Genomic DNA, 17,901 nt, shown 5'->3' on the forward strand with positions numbered 1-17,901 from the left:
TGACTGGATGCCGAGCGATCAGATCCGCCATGTTCGCCTGTCGTCCGTCGTTCTGCCGCTGGACCGCCCGATCAGCGATGCCAAGGTGCTGACCGGGCGGCAGCGGCCGATGACCGAGATCGTGTTCCTGTTCGCGCAGATCGCGACCGCGCAGGACCAGCACGGGATCGGGTTCAGCTACTCCAAGCGGGCCGGCGGGCCGGCGCAGTACGCGCACGCCAAGGAGATCGCGGCGAACCTGATCGGCGAGGACCCGTCGGACATCGGCAAGGTGTACGACAAGTTGCTCTGGGCCGGCGCGTCGGTCGGGCGGTCCGGGGTGGCGACGCAGGCGATCGCGGCGATCGACATCGCATTGTGGGACCTGAAGGCGAAGCGGGCGGGACTCCCGCTGGCCAAGCTGCTCGGTGCGCATCGCGATTCGGTCCGGGCGTACAACACCTCCGGCGGGTTCCTGCACGCGCCGATCGAGGAGGTCAAGGAACGCGCGTCGAAGTCGCTGGCCGACGGGATCGGCGGGATCAAGATCAAGGTCGGTCAGCCGGACACGCGGATCGATCTGGACCGGGTCCGCGCCGTCCGCGAGCACCTGGGCGACGGCGTACCGCTGATGGTGGACGCGAACCAGCAGTGGGACCGGCCGACGGCGCTGCGGTTCGGGCGGGTGCTCGAGCAGTTCGACCTGGTCTGGATCGAGGAGCCGCTCGACGCGTACGACGCCGAGGGACATGCTGAGTTGGCGGCAGCACTGGACACGCCGATCGCGACCGGGGAGATGGTGTCGAGCGTGGGCGAGCATGTCCGGCTGATCGAAGCGCGGGCCGCCGACATCATCCAGCCGGACGCGCCCCGGATCGGCGGCATCACGCCGTTCCTCAAGCTGGCCACGCTCGCGGATCATCACGGGCTCCAACTGGCGCCGCACTTCGCGATGGAGATCCACCTCCACCTGGCCGCCGCCTACCCGCGCGAGCCGTGGGTCGAGCACTTCGAGTGGCTGAATCCCTTGTTCAACGAGCGTCTGGAGACCTTGGACGGTCGCATGCTCGTCCCGGATCGGCCCGGTCTGGGCTTCACCACGACCGAGCAATGCGCTGCTTGGACGGTCGACAGCTGCGAGTTCGGCACGCGATGAGCGGGCGGGGACTGGCCTACGAGCTGGTCGAAGAGCTCAAGCGGCGGATCCTCGGTGGGGAGCTTGCGCCCGGGGAGAAGTTGTCGGGCGAGAGCGCGCTGATGGAGGAGTTCAGGGTCAGCCGGACGGTGGTGCGGGAGGCGATCTCGCGGCTGCAGGCAGCCGGATTGGTGGAGACGTTCCAGGGGCGCGGGTCGTTCGTCCTGGAGGTGCCGACGGGTGAGTTCGGGTTGCGGGAGGTGCGGTCGCACCAGGACGTGCTGGAGTTGCTGGACTTCCGGATCGGGGTCGAGAGCGAGGCGGCCGGGCTGGCAGCGGTACGGCGTACCGAGCGTCAACTGAAGGCGATCGAACGGGCGTTGGACGACTTCCGTCGGATCGGGGACGACCCGAGCCGCTCGGTCGAGGCTGACTTCGCGTTCCACCTCAAGGTCGCGGCCGCGTCGGGCAACCGGTTCTATCGCGAGCTGATCGGGTCCCTCGGTCCGATGATGATCATGCTGCCGCGGACCCGCCTCGATCCGGCGTACGAGATGTCGGACGCCACGCACCTGACCCGGGTCGTGCACGAGCACGAGAACATCTACGCCGCGATCGCCCGCTCCGATCCCGAGGCGGCGCGGGCTGCGGCGCGAGTGCATTTGGCCAACACCCGGCACCGGCTGGTGATGCCTGGGCGAGGCTGATCCGGCGCCCGGTGATACCTTCCGGGAATCATGTTCTCGCTCGACCAGCTGAGCGCCTTCGTCGCCGTCGCCGAGGAGCTGCACTTCGGCCGCGCCGCCGAGCGGCTGAACATGACCCAGCCGCCGCTGAGCCGTCAGGTGCAGAAGCTGGAGCGGGCCGTCGGGGTGCGGCTGCTCGAGCGGGACAACCGGCGGGTGGAGCTCACCGAGGCCGGGCAGGCGTTCCTGACCGAGGCCCGTCGGCTGCTGGCACTGGTCGAGACCGCCGGTGATCTGGCCCGCCGGGTCGACCAGGGCGCGGCCGGCACGCTGCGCCTCGGCTTCACGGCTGTCTCGGCGATCCGCACGCTCGGGCCATTCCTGCGCCGGATGTCCGACGAACTGCCGGACGTCGACGTGATCCTGCACGAGCGCGTCACCCCGGCCCAGCTCGACGGCCTGCTGCGCGGTGAACTGGATCTCGGCCTCGGTCGGCCGCCCTTCGACACGCGTCTGCTCGACTCCCGGGTCGTGTTCCGCGAACCACTATCTGCCGTTGTGCCGAGCAACCATCGGCTCGCGTCGCTGGACCGGCCGCTGACCCCGGCCGACTTCGCCGACGAGCCGGTGATCAGCTACTCCCCCACCCAGGCCCGCTACTTCCACGAACTGACGGTCCGATTCCTCGCCGACTCCCATCCCCGGATCGAGCAACGGGTCCAGCAGATCCTCACCGTCGTCCTGCTGGTCGCGGCGGGTCGCGGCGTCGCGCTCGTTCCCGCTTCGGCGCGCAGCCTCGGGGTCGAGGGCGTGACGTACTGCGAGGTCGGCGTACCGGGTGAACCGGTCGAACTGCATGCGATCTGGAACCGCGACTCGACCAGCCCGGTGCTGCAGCGGGTCCTCACGATGCTCCCAGAGCATCGATAGATCCAACATCGATCTTGGACAGGTATCCACACCGGTTCCTAGGCTGACCAGCATGACCCCTGCCGAACTCGCGGCCCAGCTCAAGACCGGACTGCTGTCCTTCCCTGTGACGCACTTCAACCCGGATCTCAGCTTCAACGAGTCCGGCTATCGCGAGCACCTTTCCTGGCTCAGCCAGTACGATGTCGCTGGGTTGTTCGCGGCCGGCGGCACCGGTGAGGGCTTCTCGCTGACGCCGGCCGAGATCGACACGGTCGTCCGCGCGGCGGTGTCCGAGGTAAACGGCAAGCTCCCGGTGATCGCGCCCGCGACCGGCGGTACGGTGACCGCGATCGCCCAAGCTCAGGCCGCGGAGGCCGCCGGGGCTGATGGGGTCCTGCTGCTGCCGCCGTACCTGACCGAGGCTGGTCAGCGTGGGCTGATCGAGCATGTGTCGGCGGTCTGCCGCAGTACGAACCTCGGAGTCACCGTCTACAGCCGCGCGAACGCGATCCTCACCGACGTCTCCGTCGCGGAGCTTGCCGACCGCAACGAAAACCTGGTCTGCCTGAAGGACGGCGTCGGCAACATCGAGATGATGACCCGCACCTACGCCCGGGTTGGCGACCGGCTCACCTACATCGGCGGACTGCCGACGGCCGAGACGTTCGCGCTGCCGCTGCTGCAGCTGGGCGTCAGCACCTACTCGTCGGCGATCTTCAACTTCGTGCCCGAGTTCGCGCTCGGCTTCTACGCCGACGTACTGGCGCAGGATCGCGAGGCGGTCTACCGCAAGCTGAACGAGTTCATCCTTCCCTACCTGGACATCCGGGACCGGACGAAGGGGTACGCCGTCTCCATCGTCAAGGCGGGCGTGACCGCGATCGGCCGGTCCGCGGGACCGGTGCGGCCACCGCTGCAGGATCTGAGCGAGGACGAGTTGGCCCAGCTCACCGAGCTGATCGGCAGGATCAAGTGACGCCGACCATCACGTCCGTCGAGGTCGTGCCCGTCGCCGGGTACGACAGCATGCTGCTGAACCTGAGCGGCGCACACGGACCGTTCTTCACCCGCAACGTCGTGATCGTGACCGACAGCTCGGGCAACACCGGCCTCGGTGAGGTCCCAGGCGGCGACAAGATCGCGTCGACCATCACTGAGGCCTCGAAACTCTTGGTGGGCAAGGAGATCGCGCGCTACCGCCAACTGCTGCGCTCGGTCGGAGCCGCGTTCTCGGACCGCGACGCAGGTGGCCGCGGCCTGCAGACTTTCGACCTGCGTACGACGGTCCACGCGGTGACGGGACTGGAGTCCGCGCTGCTCGACCTGCTGGGGCAGCATCTCGGCGTACCGGTGGCCGAGCTCCTTGGTGACGGGCAGCAGCGCTCTGCCGTGCCGGTCCTTGGCTACCTCTTCTATGTCGGCGACACCGGACGAACGGATCTTCCCTACCTGATCGACTCCGGCGCGGATCGGTGGTCGAAGCTGCGGCGACAGCCGGCGTTGACCCCCGACGCGGTGGTGGCGTTGGCCGAGGCGGCGCAGGAGCGGTACGGGTTCGCGGACTTCAAGCTGAAGGGTGGAGTGTTCGACGGACCTGTTGAGCTCGACGCCGTCCGGGCGTTGGCTGCACGTTTCCCGTCGGCCCGGATCACCATCGACCCGAACGGCGCGTGGTCGGTGCGGGACGCGATCGCGTGGTGTTCGGGCATGGACGACGTACTCGCGTATGTCGAGGATCCGGTCGGTGCGGAGCCGGGATTCTCCGGGCGCGAGACGATGGCGGAGTTCAAGCGTGCGACCGGGCTGCGGACGGCGACGAACATGATCGCGACCGATTGGCGCGAGCTCGCGCATGCCATCCGGGTCGATGCCGTCGACATCCCGCTGGCCGATCCGCACTTCTGGACGATGGCCGGTTCGGTGCGGGTCGCGCAGTTGTGCGCGGACTTCGGACTGACCTGGGGGTCGCACTCGAACAACCACTTCGATATCTCGTTGGCCATGTTCACGCACGTGGGCGCGGCGGCACCGGGCGACATCACGGCCCTGGATACGCATTGGATCTGGCAGGACGGGCAGGCGCTGACCAAGGAGCCGCTGCAGATCGCCGGCGGGGAGATCGCCGTACCGACGCGTCCTGGTCTCGGTGTCGAGCTGGACCGCGAGGCGCTCGCCGCGGCACACGCTGTCTATCTGGAGCATGGGCTCGGGGCACGTGATGACGCGATCGCGATGCAGTACCTGGTCGAGGACTGGACGTTCGATCCGAAGCGCCCCTGCCTGGTGCGGTGATGTTCACCTGATGTTGTGCGCGATAGGTTTCGATCGGTGCTGACGTCCCGATCAAGGAGCCTTGAATGCGCTGGCAGAAGCCACTCGCCGCAGCAGTTGTCCTGACCGCCCTGACCACGACGCTGACCGCATCGGCGACGCCGGGCAAGCATCCCGGTGGTGGTGGTTCCTGCTCGCCGAACGCGCAGTTCCTCGGCTTCAGTGATGCGCTGGACAAGACGACGTTCGACGGGCAGCCGGTCGCCGGGCTGTCGGCGCTGAACGTGACCGGCGCGCACAGCGCGACCGCCCTGGTGGACAACGTCGGGACCACGCCGGCCCGGGTGTTCCAGCTCAAGACCAACAGCAAGCCGACGGCGGTGAGCGTCGACGGGATGACGATCCTGCGCCGCCCGGACGGTACGCCGTACACGGGTTTGGACTTCGACGGCGAGGGCCTGGTCGTCGAGCGGGGCGACCGGACCATCCTGGCCACCTCCGAGCGCGAGCCGTCGATCCGCCGCTTCCGGCTGTCCGACGGCAAGGAGATCGCCTCGCTGCCGGTGCCGTCGCGCTTCCAGGTCGCGCCGGCCGGTGAAGCGACGAGCAACGCGACGTTCGAGTCGCTCGCGGTCAGCCGTGACGGGCTGTCGCTGTTCGCCGGCATGGAGGGCCCGCTGGCGTCCGACGGCACCGACGCCGACGGGCGTACGCGCAACCGCATCCTGCGGTACGCCGGGTTCCCGGGCCACGACTACCGCGTCGCCGCGCAGTACGCCTACAAGCCGGACCCGGGTCTCGCGCTGGTCGAGCTCGCCTGGGTGAACCGGGACGAACTGGTGTCGATGGAGCGGACGTTCACGCCGGGTGTCGGCAACACGATCCGGGTGTTCACCGTGTCGCTGCGGCGGGCCGTCGACGTGTCGAAGCAGGCGTCGCTGGCGGATGCGCCGGAGAAGGTCTTCCTGCAGAAGAAGCTGCTGTTCGACCTGGTGAACTGCCCGCCGTCCGGTGCGGTCGCCAAGCAGCCGCAGCCGAACCCGCTGCTGGACAACGTCGAGGCGCTCGCCCTCGGTGGCTTCCTCCCGGGCGGCCGTCGGCAGCTGTACCTGCTGTCCGACGACAACAACGGCGCCACCCAGATCACCCGGTTCTATTCGCTGGCGGTCGACCTGCACTGACATCACATGGCGTGATGCGTACGCGCGGGTCACAATGTGTGAATGCGCGTGATCGTGGTGGGTGCGGGCGTGATCGGGCTGACCTGTGCCGTCCGGCTCGCCGAGGGTGGGTACGACGTGGCCGTGTTCGCCCGCGATCTGCCGCTGGAGACGACATCGGCGGTGGCTGCGGCGATCTGGTACCCGTACTTGTCCGCTCCCGAGGACCGCGTCGCCGCCTGGTCCAGGACGGCGTACGAGGAGTTCTCCAAGCTCGCGGAGCTCGAGCCGTCGGTGCGGATGCGGCGCGGGCGCGAGTTCCTGGTGGAGCGGAAGCCGGATCCGCGCTGGGCCGACGTACTGCCTGATCTGACCCGGGTGTCGCCACCGGCCGGGTTCGAGGACGGCTGGTCGTTCACGACGGCGGTGATCGAGATGCCGGCGTACCTGCAGTCGCTCGTGAAGCGGCTGGACCAGGCGGGCGGTACGCTCACCCGCGCTGCGTTGCCCGCGTTGCCGACGACCGCTGATGTGGTGATCAACTGTGCGGGCCTCGGGGCTCGACTGACCGCGAGCGACCCGACCGTGACGCCGGTGCGGGGGCAGGTGATGACGGTCGAGCAGTGCGGTCTGACCAAGTGGCTCGTGGCCGATCGGTCGCCCTCGGAGCTGACGTACGTCGTACCGCGGGAGCATGACGTGGTGGTCGGCGGCACCAGCCAGCCGAACGACTGGAACCTCGCGGTCGATCAGGCCACAGCGGATCAGATGCTGGAGCGGGCGGCCGAGTTGGTTCCTCAGTTGCGCAAGGCAAAGATCATCCGGCATCGGGTCGGTCTGCGGCCGGCTCGTCCGACGATCCGGTGCGAGCTGGTCCGGACACGGACCGGCGAGCCTGTGATCCATTGCTACGGACATGGCGGTTCCGGGGTCACGCTGTCCTGGGGTTGCGCGGACGAGGTCTTCGAGCTTGTCCAGGGAATCTGACCGGCCGATCATCCTGGACGGCGGTCTGTCGAACGCCTTGGAAGATCGCGGGCACGACCTGTCGGATGCGTTGTGGTCGGCGCGGTTGTTGAAGGACGCGCCGGATGAGATCGCGGCGGTGCATCGGGCGTACTACGAAGCCGGGGCGATGGTGGCTACGACGGCGAGCTATCAGGCGAGCGTGGTCGGCTTCGAACGCGTCGGCGTGCCGCGAGCCGAGGCCGAGCGGCTGATCGCGAGCAGTGTGCGGATCGCCCGCGAGGTGCGCGACTCATTCACCGACGGCCTGCGGCGGTTGGTCGCTGCGTCGGTCGGGCCGTATGGCGCGATGCTCGCGGACGGATCGGAGTACCGCGGCCGGTACGGCGTGAGCGCGGCGACCCTCCGTGATTTCCACGGGCCGCGGATGGAACTGCTGATCAGTGCTGAGCCTGACATGCTGGCGGTCGAAACCATCCCGGACACCTTCGAAGCCGAGGTCCTGGTCGAGCTGCTCGCCGAGCTCGACTTCCCGGCGTGGTTCTCCTACTCCATCTCCGGGGCCCACACCCGAGCCGGCCAACCTCTCACCGACGCCTTCGCGATCCCCACGATCGACCAAGTATTTGCCGTAGGCATCAACTGCTGCACCCCCGACGACGTCCGGCCCGCAGTCGAGACAGCCGTCACCATCACCGGCAAACCAGCCATCGCCTACCCCAACACCGGCGAGACCTGGGACGCCACCGCCCGCCACTGGACCGGCCACCGAACAACCCCCGCCACCACAGCGCCCCTCACCTCCGACTCCTCCCTCGCCCCCGATCCCTCTCTCGCCTCAGCCTGGTTCGCCGCCGGCGCGACGTACATCGGTGGATGCTGTCGAGTCGGCCCCGACGACATCCGCGCACTCGCGGACGCGATGGGCTAGTTCTCCGCGTAGACGATGAGCTTGTTGCCGTCCGGGTCAGCCAGGTGGAAGACGCTGACGCTGCCGATGTCCTCAACCGCACCCACCTCCGTGGCATGCTCGACGGCGAACGAGTGCGCCGCCTGGATGTCGTCGGCGTGCAGCATCAGCAACGGCTCACCGGGCCGAAACGTCCCCCTGGCATGGGCGTGCCCGTCCAGCGTCAGACCGGTGGGACCGTCCATCGGCACGTCGTAGATCAGCCCCTCGTGGCTGGCCTGCTGCCTGGGCACTCCGAGCAGGTCGCCGTACCAATCGATGGCGCGCTGCATGTCGGTGACATGGACGAACACAGCCCCGATCCGGTTGTGGATCGGCGAACCTCCAGGCGCATCAACCATGTCCGCACGTTAGCTGCCGGCACCGACGGTTTTGGTCAGACGCCTAGGACCTGGCAGAGGAGGTCCAGGGCGCCGGGGTAGGCGTGGTCGGGTGGGGTGCCGTAGCCGACGATGATCGCTTGGCGGGTGGCCGGGGTCGGGTTGAAGTGGTAGCTGCTCAAGCTGGCGAGACCCAGGCCCTGGCGGGCGGCTCGGGCGACCATGTCTTCCGCGTCACCGGGGACCTCGAGGAGGACATGCATGCCGGCCGAGATGCCGGCGACCTTGACGTTCGGGGCGCGGACGGCGAGCAGCTCGACCAGGCGGTCCCGGCGCCGGCGGTAGTGCAAGCGGGATCGCCGTACGTGCCGGTCGTAGTGGCCGGAGGCAATGAATTCCGCGAGGGTGAGCTGCTCCAGGGTCGCGGTCTGGAAGTCGGCCGTCCGCTTGGCCGCGACCACCGGCTCGATCAACCGCTGCGGCAACACCATCCACGCCAGCCGCAGCCCCGGCGCAAGGCTCTTGCTTGCCGTCCCGGTGTAGACGACCCGCTCGGGATCCAGCGCCTGCAGCGCCCCCACCGCCTGCCGGTCGTAGCGGAACTCGCCGTCGTAGTCGTCCTCGATCAGCACTCCCCCGGTGTCCCGCGCCCATTCGACCGCCGCAGTACGACGCTCAGGCGCAAGCGGCACGCCCATCGGCATCTGGTGTGCAGGTGTGAGCAGCGCACCGTCGCCAGTCAACTGTGACACCTGCGCACCAAGCTCATCGACCGCGAGCGGCACAGGCGTGAGACCCCGCGACCGGATCACGTCCAGGTGCAGGGCGTACCCGAACTCCTCCACGGACACGGTCGTCCCGCCGAGGTTCCGCAGTACTTCGCTGAGCAGACTCACGCCCTGCACATAGCCGGAGCAGATCAGGATCCGCTCGGGATCGGCACGTACGCCGCGGGCGCGGGCGAGGTAGTCGGCAAGCATGCGGCGCAGTTCGATCCGGCCGCGCGGATCGCCCAGGCCGAACGCCTCGTTGGGTGCCGCGGTCAACGCCTTCCGCGCGGCGGTCAGCCACTCACCGCGCGGGAACGTCGAGACATCGGGGGCACCGGGAGTCAGGTCGTAGCGGTACGCCCTTGCCGCGGGCAACGACACGTCGGGGGCCGGCGGCGTGGTGGCACGGTTGGCGACGACGGTGCCGGAGCCTTGACGGGCGGTCAGCCAGCCCTCGGCAACGAGTTGACCGTACGCGTCCGCAACAGTGTTGCGGGCGATGCCGAGATCCTTCGCCAACGACCGCGACGACGGCAACCGCGTGCCGGCCGGCAACCGCCCGCTCCGGATCGATGCATGCAACGCTTGAACCAGATCGTTCCGGCCGCGTGACGCCGCCAGGTCCAGATGCAGGTCAGAACCGGCAGCCCCTCGATCCTCCATGTTCTGGACCTTATGCCTCGACCGAATGACTCAGCCACGCGAACCACCGGGTGCCGGACCCCTTGAGGCCTACTGCCGCCGGGACGATACTCGAAAGATCGGCTGTGACCGGCCGATTCGTGGTGGGGGGCGCCGCAGACACAACGGGGCGCAGGGGGATCACGTGACGTCACCTCGCCGTCCATGCTTGGAGGGGGAAGCGATGCCAGGTCAGGAGGAGTACGACGAGCTCGAGGGCAGGATCGTCAAGCTGGAGCAACAACTGACGACCCGGTCCGTGCCGGACATCCAGGACATCTCTGCGGAAGAGTTCCGCATCTATATCAAGGTCCGCGACATCTTGGCGGTCCTGTTGGGCGGTGGCACCGGCTGCGCACCGGGCAGGTTCAGCCCCGGCGTCGACTCCGGTGGGACCGGCTGCGCGCCGGGCGGATTCAACCCCGGCGACGACACCATCGGCACAGGCTGCGCCCCGGGCGGGTTCGGCGGCGGTGCGGTTGGGCGATTCGGAGACCTCGGCGGATGACCTCGAGGCGGCCGGGCTCGGGACCGTTCATCACGTCGGTCCCCGGCCTGGACGTCGTCGCCTCCGGAAGCGGGACGCGTCACGACGACGTCATTCTCAGGACGCCGTCGGCGACGCTGCGACTGGAGGGTGGGGTCGCGCGAGTGGTGCGGGACAGGATCCTGCCGGCGCTCGCACAGCCACTCAACCGCGCGGATCTGCTCGACGACTTGTCCGATCTGCCGACTGCCGAGATCGATCGACTGATCGGCTCGCTGCTCGAGTCCGGCGTCTTGGTGGAGGAGAACGGCGCGGCGCCGGACTGGCTGTATGCGCTGCCCTCGGCCGACCACGAACTGCTCGCCAGGCGGTTGGCTGCGGTGCGAGTTGTTGTGTTCGGTCATGTTCTAGGGGGACCCGGCATCCCAGGCCTGGTTCAAGCGCCGTACCCGTCTCGCCGCGACGAACTGCCCGCCTTGATGTCGGGTGCGGATCTCGTCGTCGCGGTTGGTGATGGCTCGCTCCCGGTCCTGCATCAGTGGGTCAACGCGGTCGGCCTGGAGCTCGGCGTACCGACGTTGCATGCGGAGTTGCAGGCCACCGGAGCGACGGTCGGTCCTCTGGTACTGCCCGACGGCGGCCCTTGTTACATGTGTTGGCGGATGCGGGCGCTGTCCTGTGTGAACGATTTCAGTGCGGCGATGGCACTCGAGGAGGCGCTCGATGCTCGCCGGCTCGTGGACGCTGCCGCGAGGCCATCGCTGCCGGCACTTCTGCCCATGGTCGCCGCGGCGCTGATGACCGAGGTACTCGCACTGACGCTGTCGATCGCGCCGCCGCGGCTGACTGCCGATGTGCTCACCCTCGATGCGCTTGGTGGCGGCGAGGAGTTGCATCCTGTGCTGCCGCACCCGGACTGCCCGGTCTGCGCACAAAGAAAACGTCGGCCGGTGGAGGCTACCGACTTCGAGGGCATCGCCAACCGCACGGTCGACCCGCTGTGCGGCGTGGTCCGCAGGCTCGTTCCCTTCCCGAAGGATGTCGATGAGCCGGAGCGGCCGTACGTCGTCCAGGCCGAACTGGCGAACGCCCTCTTCCGCACCGACGGCAATCCGTTCGTCGTCTGCTCCGGCAAGGGCTGGACCCGGCAGCAGGCCCGCGACAGCGCTCTTGGTGAGGCTCTCGAACGGCACGCGGCCATGACGTGGCGGCCTGAGCGCACGATCACATCGACGTACGACGGGTTGGACCGACCGCGCCTGCATCCGCGGGACCTGGTGCTGTTCGCGGATCATCAGTACGAGACAGTGCCCTTCCAGCCGTGGCGGCCGGAGACCGAACTCGCGTGGGTGCCGGGACTGTCGCTGGTGAGCGGCGATGAGGTCTGGATTCCCTTGCTGGCAACGCATCTGGGCTATCGGCCACCGCCGGAGGCCGGGCTGTTCCCGACCACGTCGAACGGGTTCGCGGCCGGGCCGGACCGGGACGGCGCCACGCTGCGCGCGTTGCTCGAGGTGATCGAGCGGGACGCGTTCATGATCGCGTGGTCGCATCGGCTGCTGGGTCATTGCGTGGCCGCTGCCGACGTACCGGACGAGCAGACGCTCGGGATCGCCGCGACGCATGCACGGCGTGGGGTCGAGATCGTGGTGCATCTGTTGCCGACCGACACGATCGCGTCGGTGGCCCTCGCCATCGCGTGGTCGGACCGGACTCCGGCCGCGGTTGTCGGGCTCGGAGCTGGGCTGGATCCGGTCGCTGCTGCCCGGTCCGCGGTGCTCGAAGTCGGACAGGCGCGACCGCTACTGCGCGCTCGCCTCCGGCAACCGGGGGTCAGGGCTCGGATGGCCGAGCTGGTTGCCACGCCGGCGAAGGTCGCGAGTCTGGGCGATCACAGCCTGCTGTACGCCGCGGGTGGGATGCGCTTCCTCCGAGAGGCTCCGCGTCAGCCTTGGCCGGATGCCGCGTCATCCGGGCCTGCCGACTTGGCGGTTCTGATCAAGTCGCTGGCCGAAGTCGCCGGCGACGTACTCGTTGTGGACGTCACGACGCCGGACGTCGCCGCGCTCGGGGTGCGGGTGGTGCGTGGGTTGGTGCCGGGGTTCGTGCCGATCTGGTTCGGCGCCAACCAGGCTCGACTTGGCGGGCGGCGACTGCTGGAGATGCCGGGCCGGATCGGGCTGCGGCCCGCGCGCTTGGATGAACTGAACCTCGACCCGCATCCCATGGCGTGATGACGATGACTGCTTTCCGTACCGCTCAGCCGCTGGCCTGGACCTTCCACCGCGGTACTGTCCGCCGGCGATCCGACAATCCGCAGGTACTCCAGCCGCGGCCGGAGCCGGGGCGTGAGGACCCGTCGGCGCCGTGGATCAAGTTGCCGCCAAGCTTGCGGGTCGCCGCACCGCTGGCCGACCTTGTGCGCGGACGGGTGTCCTGCCGAGTGTTCCGCGACGAGCCGATCGGTTTCGCGGAACTGGCCACGCTGCTCCGGGCCGGGTATGGCGTCACCGACGACAGCGCGATGCTTGACCGGGCGGTGCCTTCTGGCGGCGGGCTCTATCCGCTGGAGGTGAGCCTGCTGGTGCGCTCGGTGGACGGACTGCCGGCGGGGATCTACCACTACGTTCCTCTTGCGGACGGTCTGGAGCGGGTGCGCGGCAAAGCGGTGCCCGAGCCGCTGATCCGCAACCTGTTCCTCGGCCAGCCGTGGGCGGCCGAAGCCGCCGTCGTCCTGGTGTTCTCGGCTGTCTGCGCGCGCAGCCTCGGCAAGTACGGCGACCGCGGCTACCGCTACCTGTTGCTGGAGGCCGGCCACGCGGCGCAGAACGTCGTACTCACGGCGACCGGGCTCGGACTCGGCTCGGTCAACCTCGGCGGCTTCTTCGACGACGAACTGTCCGGGCTGCTGCGGCTCGACGTCGAGTCCGAGATCGTCTTGTACGGAACGGCGATCGGCCATCCGACGCCTGGTAATCGCATCGCCCGCCGAGGTCTCGACCGGCTGACGGACGGCTAGTCGTGATGTCCAGGGACGTCGGTCGGCGATCGGCGCAGCCGGATGGCGAGGGCAGCCACCTCGCGACGGGACGTCGTACCGGTCTTGTGCAGCAGGTTCGACACATGCACGCTGACCGTCTTCTCGCTGATGAACAGCGATTGCGCGATCTCGGCGTACGTCCGGTTCGCGACCAGGTGGGCGAGCACCTCCTGCTCCCGCTTGGTCAGGGATCGGAACGGTGCCGCGGGTTCGTCGTCCGTCGGTGCCGATGGCTCGTCGAGCTGGATCTTGCCGAGGCCGGCCAGCGTCTCGACCTGCTGCTGCAGGGGATCCGCGCCGACTTCGACGGCGAAGTGGTGCGCCGACCTCAGCGGTACGGCGACGACGGCCCGGGCAGCTCTCTCGGCGAGCAAGGCCTGTGCCCACCGCCAGGATGCGACGGCTTCCTCCCACCGAAGGCCTGCGGCACCGCAGCGGTGTGCAGCATCCTCCCAAGCACCTGAGGTCGGCGTCTTCGCCAGGCATCGTTCCGTCTCGGCGGTGAACAGCGCCTGCATCGCCGGTTGGATCAGATCCTCGGGCGTGATGACTTCGAACGGCGGCGGCGACAGCCGTGCGCGCGAGGCCACCAGGTCCTCGAGGTGGGCGCGAGCCTTCCGGAGGCTTCGGCCGTCGCGCCGGTCTCGAGCGGACTCCGCCAGATCGGCCGCCGCGCGTGCACCCCCCATCAGCATCTCGTCCGCGTCGCGGGGATCGGCGATGTGGATGGTCATTGTGCGCGACAGTAGATCGAGAGCCGCCTCCGCGTGACCCGTCGCGAGCAGGTACTCGGCCAGGACGGGCGGCGCACCCAGCCCGAGACGCTCCTCCAGTGCCGGAATCAGCTCGTTGGCCCGCTGCAGGTGCATGCCTGCCACGTCCAGGTTCCCCTGGCGGATCGACAACGACGCCGCGCTCAGCCGAACCATCGCACTCGGGCTCGGAAGACAAGCCAAGGCAAGCCCCTGCCGGGTGACGTCGCTGCTCTCGGCGAAGCGTCCGAGGATCAACAGGTCCTTCGCCAGGATTCCGGCCGCGAAGACCGCCGACGACAGTGCCCCCACGTCGAGTGCGAACCGGAGGAACTCCGTTGCCGGCTCGACGCATGCCGCGACACCACCGCGTTGGAGCAAATAATTGCGTCGGGCCACGAGTGTCCGCCACAGCACATCCGGATCGCCAGTCTTCCAGGCCGAGCGCAACGCCGTCGCAGTGTCCCCGTCGGAACGCTCGTTGCGCAGATCCGCGCATCCGCGGGCCGCGTAGGCGAGGCTGAGTGCCGCACTCGATCCGACGCGCTCCGCAACCAGCACCGCCTCCTCGGCATGTTGGCGCGCCGGCTCGACATCGTTGTTCCAGGCTTGTCGCCAACTGAGGCCGGCCAGGGCTTCGGCGTACTCCGCGCTGTCCGGATACGGCCGGCTCAGCTCGACCGCTCGGCTGGCCTCGGCGATCGCCTCATCGCTCAGCCTGCCGGTTGCCCAGGCCGAGTCGGCCCATCGCCGCCGCAGCCTGCTGGCGCGGAGCGGGTCGGTGCGCTCGTCCACGAGTTCGAGTGCGCGGCTCCACGCCGCGAAGCTCGCCTCGCCTTCGCCGACCAGTTCGTTGGCTCGCGCGACGCGCTCGAGCAGGTCGCCTTCATCCGCCCGGCCGGCTGAGTCAGTGCCGTACACCGTCGACCACAGGCGGGCTGCCCGGCGGAGATGGATCGCCTCCTCGCGCCGCGAAATGATCCCGTTCGCCAGGTCGGCCGCCCGCAGCGACGCTTCAAGGCAGGACGCCAGATCGTGCGCGCCCTCGTAGTGCAGAGCGAGGTCGCCTTGCCGTTGGACTTCGTCGGGACCGGTGGCGCTGCGGGTCTCGAGCGTCTTGGCCCAGGCGGCGTGCACGGATTCCGCCTCGCCGGGCACGAAGGTCGCGTACAGAACCTCTGCCAGCAACGGGTGCCGGAACCAGCACATGTCCACACCCTGCGCCACGCTGATTCCGGTGTCGGTCGCCTCGACCAGCGCGTTCGTCAGGGCCTCGGGGCCGATCCCCCGCGTCGCCGCAACCTCCCGCAGGTCGTCGATCGACGTCGGCCGTCCGGACACCGCCAGCACCCGCATGACTTCCCGGGCCGGAGCCGACAGCCGATGCCAGGCAGCGAGCACGGCCGCCCTCAGCTCCGCCGGCAGATCGGCAGGCAACTCCTCGTCGCCCACGGTGACCCCCTCGAGGAGCAGTTCACTGAGATACGGGTTGCCGTCGGACCGTCGTACGACGTCGTCCACCAGGCGATGGTGCGGGTGATCGCCCAGGTGCAGCTCGAGCTGCTGCTCGGTCTCGTCCCAGGTCATCCGATTCAGCCGCAGGCCGGTCACCGACGGCATCCGCCGGAGGTCCGCGAGCCAGCTGTGGATCGGATCACCGGTACCGAGCTCCTCGTCGCGATACGTGGTCAGAATCGCCAGTTGCTGTCCACGGAACCCGGCGATCAGATACGAGAGCGCATCGCGGGACGCAAGGTCGGCCCACTGCACGTCGTCGATGACGAGAACTGCCGGGCGATGCGAGGCGATCGCCATCACGAGTGCATCGACCACGGACAGCAGCCGGATCGCACTGCTGGAGGTGTACGCGTTCAGTGACGGCAACAATCCGCCGGCCGCAGGAACATCAGCGAGTACGTCGGCCAGCTCGCGGGGATCGGCCGACTCCGCCCAACCCTCCAGCGCACTGATCAGCGGACCGTACGGCGAGTCCACCGCGCCGAAGCGAACGCATCGGCCCCAGAGCACCGCCACGCCGCGGGCCGCGGCCTCGTCAGCGGCGACTCGCACCAGGCGAGTCTTGCCCACGCCCGCCTCTCCGTGTACGAACACCGCACACGGCCGTCCTTCGGCAGCCGCCCGGATCGCCGTTCCGAGGATCCTTCGTTCCTCGGCCCGACCGGCGATTCGGGGTGAGCGTAAGACCCCCGCCCCTCCCACAACCCCCAGTCTGCGCCCGTGACGCCGGGCTGTCGCTGTAAATACCCGTGTGCTTGATCAACGTGGATCAATCTGTGTGCACACGATCAATGCGACTGCCCGGCCGGGTTCGGCGTTCTCCGGGTCTCCGGATGCAGGTCGAAGACCACCCGCGCCGGTGCCACCGGGTCGTACCTGATCGGGACCCGCTGCCCGGCGTACGGGACCTGGCCCGGCAGGGGGTACCGAACATCGTTGCGAATCAACGAGGTGCCCACCGGGAAGCGGACCAGCAAGAACGTGCGGTTGCCGGCCCGCAGTACCGAGAGCACCTCGGCGTCCACCTGGCGCCAGTTCGCGGACTCGAGTTCGAGATCGTCGAGCCCGGGGTCGGGCTGGCTGATCAGGGCCAGAAGCCCTGCCCCCACAACCAGCCCGACGCTTGTCAGCACTGCGATCATCCACATCGGCTGTGCCTCATCCCGCGGAATCCGGACGGCCTGATCAGCCGGCCAGCGCGTGGCGACGCCGGTACAGCCACATGCCGCCGAAGGCGATGGCCGCACCACCGAGTGCGGAGGCACCGGCCTGCAGAGCCTCGACACCGTTGTCGTCCGACAGCCTCTGGGCCGACACGGTCTTCCCGGCCGGCACCTCGTAGGCCGGGTCGTAGTTCGGGTAGTTGTACTCCGGACCGGTGGTCTCGGATCCCGGGTAGCCGCTACCTTCATCCGGCCAGTCGGGTGGCGGAGCCGCTGGGCCGCGCTGAGAGACCGATGCGGAGTCAGGCTCGTTCGGCATGGCGGACGCTTGCGGCGTGGTGAGAACGACGGTGCCCATCGCGACTGCGGACAGAGCGAGGACGGTGTACTTGCGGTTCATGATTCCTCCGTGAATTCGGCGGCGGCGGGATCGCCGCTCTTCATTCACAGTCGGCCTCAGGGGCCTCTGGCCACATCGGGGGTGACCCCTCAGAAATGCAGTGCTACCCCTCAGATTCGGCCAAGGTGCCGCCCGCCGCGTCTGAGGATCGGCAGAATTGGCCCCCGGATCCGGCGGGGAAGTGGACCAGCGACCTGGGCCGATCCAGGCCTAGGTTGGTGGCATGAGCACAACGACGCGGCGGGTGAAGCTCGCCAACCTGGTTCCCGACTTCTATCAGGCGATGATCGCGCTGGACGCGGTCTCCGACGCCGGCATCGATCCGAAGCTGGCGAACCTGATCAGGATCCGTGCCTCCCAGCTGAACGGGTGCTCGTACTGCACCGACATGCACTCGCTCGATCTCCTGCACCTCGGTGACGACCAGCAGCGAATCTCGCTGCTGCCGGTCTGGCGGGAGGCGCGCAAGTTCTACACCGAGGAGGAGCAGGCCGCGCTCGAGCTGACCGAGGCGATCACGCTGATCAGCATCGACCACGTCCCGGACGAGGTGTACGACCTGGCAGCAAGCGTGTTCGGCGAGAAGGACTTGGCACAGTTGATCGCATTGATCATCACGATCAACATGTGGACCCGGGTCGGGGTGACCGGACGGATGGAGCCCGGCCACTACAAGCCGAGCTGAGCCGCG

The 17,901-nt window shown here is 68.7% G+C and carries 17 protein-coding genes; 12 read left to right on the plus strand and 5 right to left on the minus strand.

Features of this window, described 5'->3' with window-relative positions; all coding sequences use genetic code 11:
- Positions 1-7 precede the first annotated feature (7 nt).
- The 8 genes from E0H73_RS15475 (at position 8) to mmuM (ending at position 8,040) form a co-directional block, all read left to right on the plus strand.
- Positions 8-1,135: an L-talarate/galactarate dehydratase gene (locus E0H73_RS15475; RefSeq protein ID WP_131355803.1), complete on the plus strand. Its 1,128-nt coding sequence runs from the start codon at positions 8-10 to the stop codon at positions 1,133-1,135.
- Entirely contained in the window at positions 1,132-1,821 is a 690-nt protein-coding gene (locus E0H73_RS15480) for a FadR/GntR family transcriptional regulator (RefSeq protein ID WP_131355805.1), read from the plus strand. The genes E0H73_RS15475 and E0H73_RS15480 overlap by 4 nt, the downstream gene beginning before the upstream one ends.
- Before the next feature lie 30 nt (positions 1,822-1,851).
- Entirely contained in the window at positions 1,852-2,730 is an 879-nt protein-coding gene (locus E0H73_RS15485) for a LysR family transcriptional regulator (protein ID WP_131355808.1), read from the plus strand.
- 52 nt (positions 2,731-2,782) lie between these two features.
- Entirely contained in the window at positions 2,783-3,688 is a 906-nt protein-coding gene (gene kdgD, locus E0H73_RS15490; protein ID WP_238164025.1) for a 5-dehydro-4-deoxyglucarate dehydratase, read from the plus strand.
- The gene (locus E0H73_RS15495; protein WP_238164026.1) at positions 3,685-5,004 is read left to right on the plus strand and encodes an enolase C-terminal domain-like protein; all 1,320 of its coding nucleotides are present in this window, start codon (positions 3,685-3,687) and stop codon (positions 5,002-5,004) included. Before kdgD ends, E0H73_RS15495 begins: the two co-directional genes overlap by 4 nt.
- Before the next feature lie 65 nt (positions 5,005-5,069).
- Entirely contained in the window at positions 5,070-6,164 is a 1,095-nt protein-coding gene (locus E0H73_RS15500; RefSeq protein WP_131355811.1) for an esterase-like activity of phytase family protein, read from the plus strand.
- Positions 6,165-6,206: 42 nt separating this feature from the next.
- On the plus strand, positions 6,207-7,130 hold the full coding sequence (locus E0H73_RS15505) for an FAD-dependent oxidoreductase (RefSeq protein ID WP_131355814.1): 924 nt from the start codon (positions 6,207-6,209) through the stop codon (positions 7,128-7,130).
- Positions 7,114-8,040, plus strand: a complete 927-nt coding sequence (gene mmuM / locus E0H73_RS15510; protein WP_238164027.1) for a homocysteine S-methyltransferase — start codon at positions 7,114-7,116, stop codon at positions 8,038-8,040. Before E0H73_RS15505 ends, mmuM begins: the two co-directional genes overlap by 17 nt.
- Here the strand turns inward: mmuM and E0H73_RS15515 are convergent.
- Positions 8,037-8,420, minus strand: a complete 384-nt coding sequence (locus tag E0H73_RS15515) for a VOC family protein (RefSeq protein ID WP_131355819.1) — start codon at positions 8,418-8,420, stop codon at positions 8,037-8,039. The genes mmuM and E0H73_RS15515 overlap by 4 nt on opposite strands.
- A 35-nt stretch (positions 8,421-8,455) precedes the next feature.
- On the minus strand, positions 8,456-9,832 hold the full coding sequence (gene pdxR / locus E0H73_RS15520; protein WP_131355822.1) for a MocR-like pyridoxine biosynthesis transcription factor PdxR: 1,377 nt from the start codon (positions 9,830-9,832) through the stop codon (positions 8,456-8,458).
- Between the two features lie 202 nt (positions 9,833-10,034).
- On the opposite strand from pdxR, the gene E0H73_RS45860 reads away from it, so the two are divergent.
- The 3 genes from E0H73_RS45860 to E0H73_RS15530 are packed head-to-tail and all read left to right on the plus strand — an operon-like array spanning position 10,035 to position 13,356.
- Positions 10,035-10,358, plus strand: a complete 324-nt coding sequence (locus tag E0H73_RS45860; protein ID WP_165555685.1) for a hypothetical protein — start codon at positions 10,035-10,037, stop codon at positions 10,356-10,358.
- Positions 10,355-12,571: a TOMM precursor leader peptide-binding protein gene (locus E0H73_RS15525; RefSeq protein ID WP_165555686.1), complete on the plus strand. Its 2,217-nt coding sequence runs from the start codon at positions 10,355-10,357 to the stop codon at positions 12,569-12,571. Before E0H73_RS45860 ends, E0H73_RS15525 begins: the two co-directional genes overlap by 4 nt.
- Positions 12,571-13,356: a SagB/ThcOx family dehydrogenase gene (locus E0H73_RS15530; RefSeq protein WP_131355827.1), complete on the plus strand. Its 786-nt coding sequence runs from the start codon at positions 12,571-12,573 to the stop codon at positions 13,354-13,356. The genes E0H73_RS15525 and E0H73_RS15530 overlap by 1 nt, the downstream gene beginning before the upstream one ends.
- Here E0H73_RS15530 and E0H73_RS47950 read toward each other — a convergent pair.
- From E0H73_RS47950 to E0H73_RS15545, 3 genes are all read right to left on the minus strand, one after another.
- Positions 13,353-16,349 (minus strand): helix-turn-helix transcriptional regulator, encoded by a 2,997-nt coding sequence (locus E0H73_RS47950; RefSeq protein WP_165555687.1) that lies wholly within the window; start codon positions 16,347-16,349, stop codon positions 13,353-13,355. The two genes, E0H73_RS15530 and E0H73_RS47950, sit on opposite strands and share 4 nt — an antisense overlap.
- An 86-nt stretch (positions 16,350-16,435) precedes the next feature.
- The gene (locus tag E0H73_RS15540; protein ID WP_131355833.1) at positions 16,436-16,795 is read right to left on the minus strand and encodes a hypothetical protein; all 360 of its coding nucleotides are present in this window, start codon (positions 16,793-16,795) and stop codon (positions 16,436-16,438) included.
- Between the two features lie 37 nt (positions 16,796-16,832).
- Positions 16,833-17,210, minus strand: coding sequence for a hypothetical protein (locus tag E0H73_RS15545; RefSeq protein ID WP_131355836.1), 378 nt, complete (start codon positions 17,208-17,210; stop codon positions 16,833-16,835).
- A 223-nt stretch (positions 17,211-17,433) separates the two neighbouring features.
- Here E0H73_RS15545 and E0H73_RS15550 point away from each other — a divergent pair, with 223 nt between their 5' ends.
- Positions 17,434-17,895: a carboxymuconolactone decarboxylase family protein gene (locus E0H73_RS15550; RefSeq protein ID WP_131355839.1), complete on the plus strand. Its 462-nt coding sequence runs from the start codon at positions 17,434-17,436 to the stop codon at positions 17,893-17,895.
- Positions 17,896-17,901 lie beyond the last annotated feature (6 nt).

It is taken from the genome of Kribbella pittospori, from assembly GCF_004331465.1.
Taxonomy (GTDB): Bacteria; Actinomycetota; Actinomycetes; order Propionibacteriales; family Kribbellaceae; genus Kribbella; species Kribbella pittospori.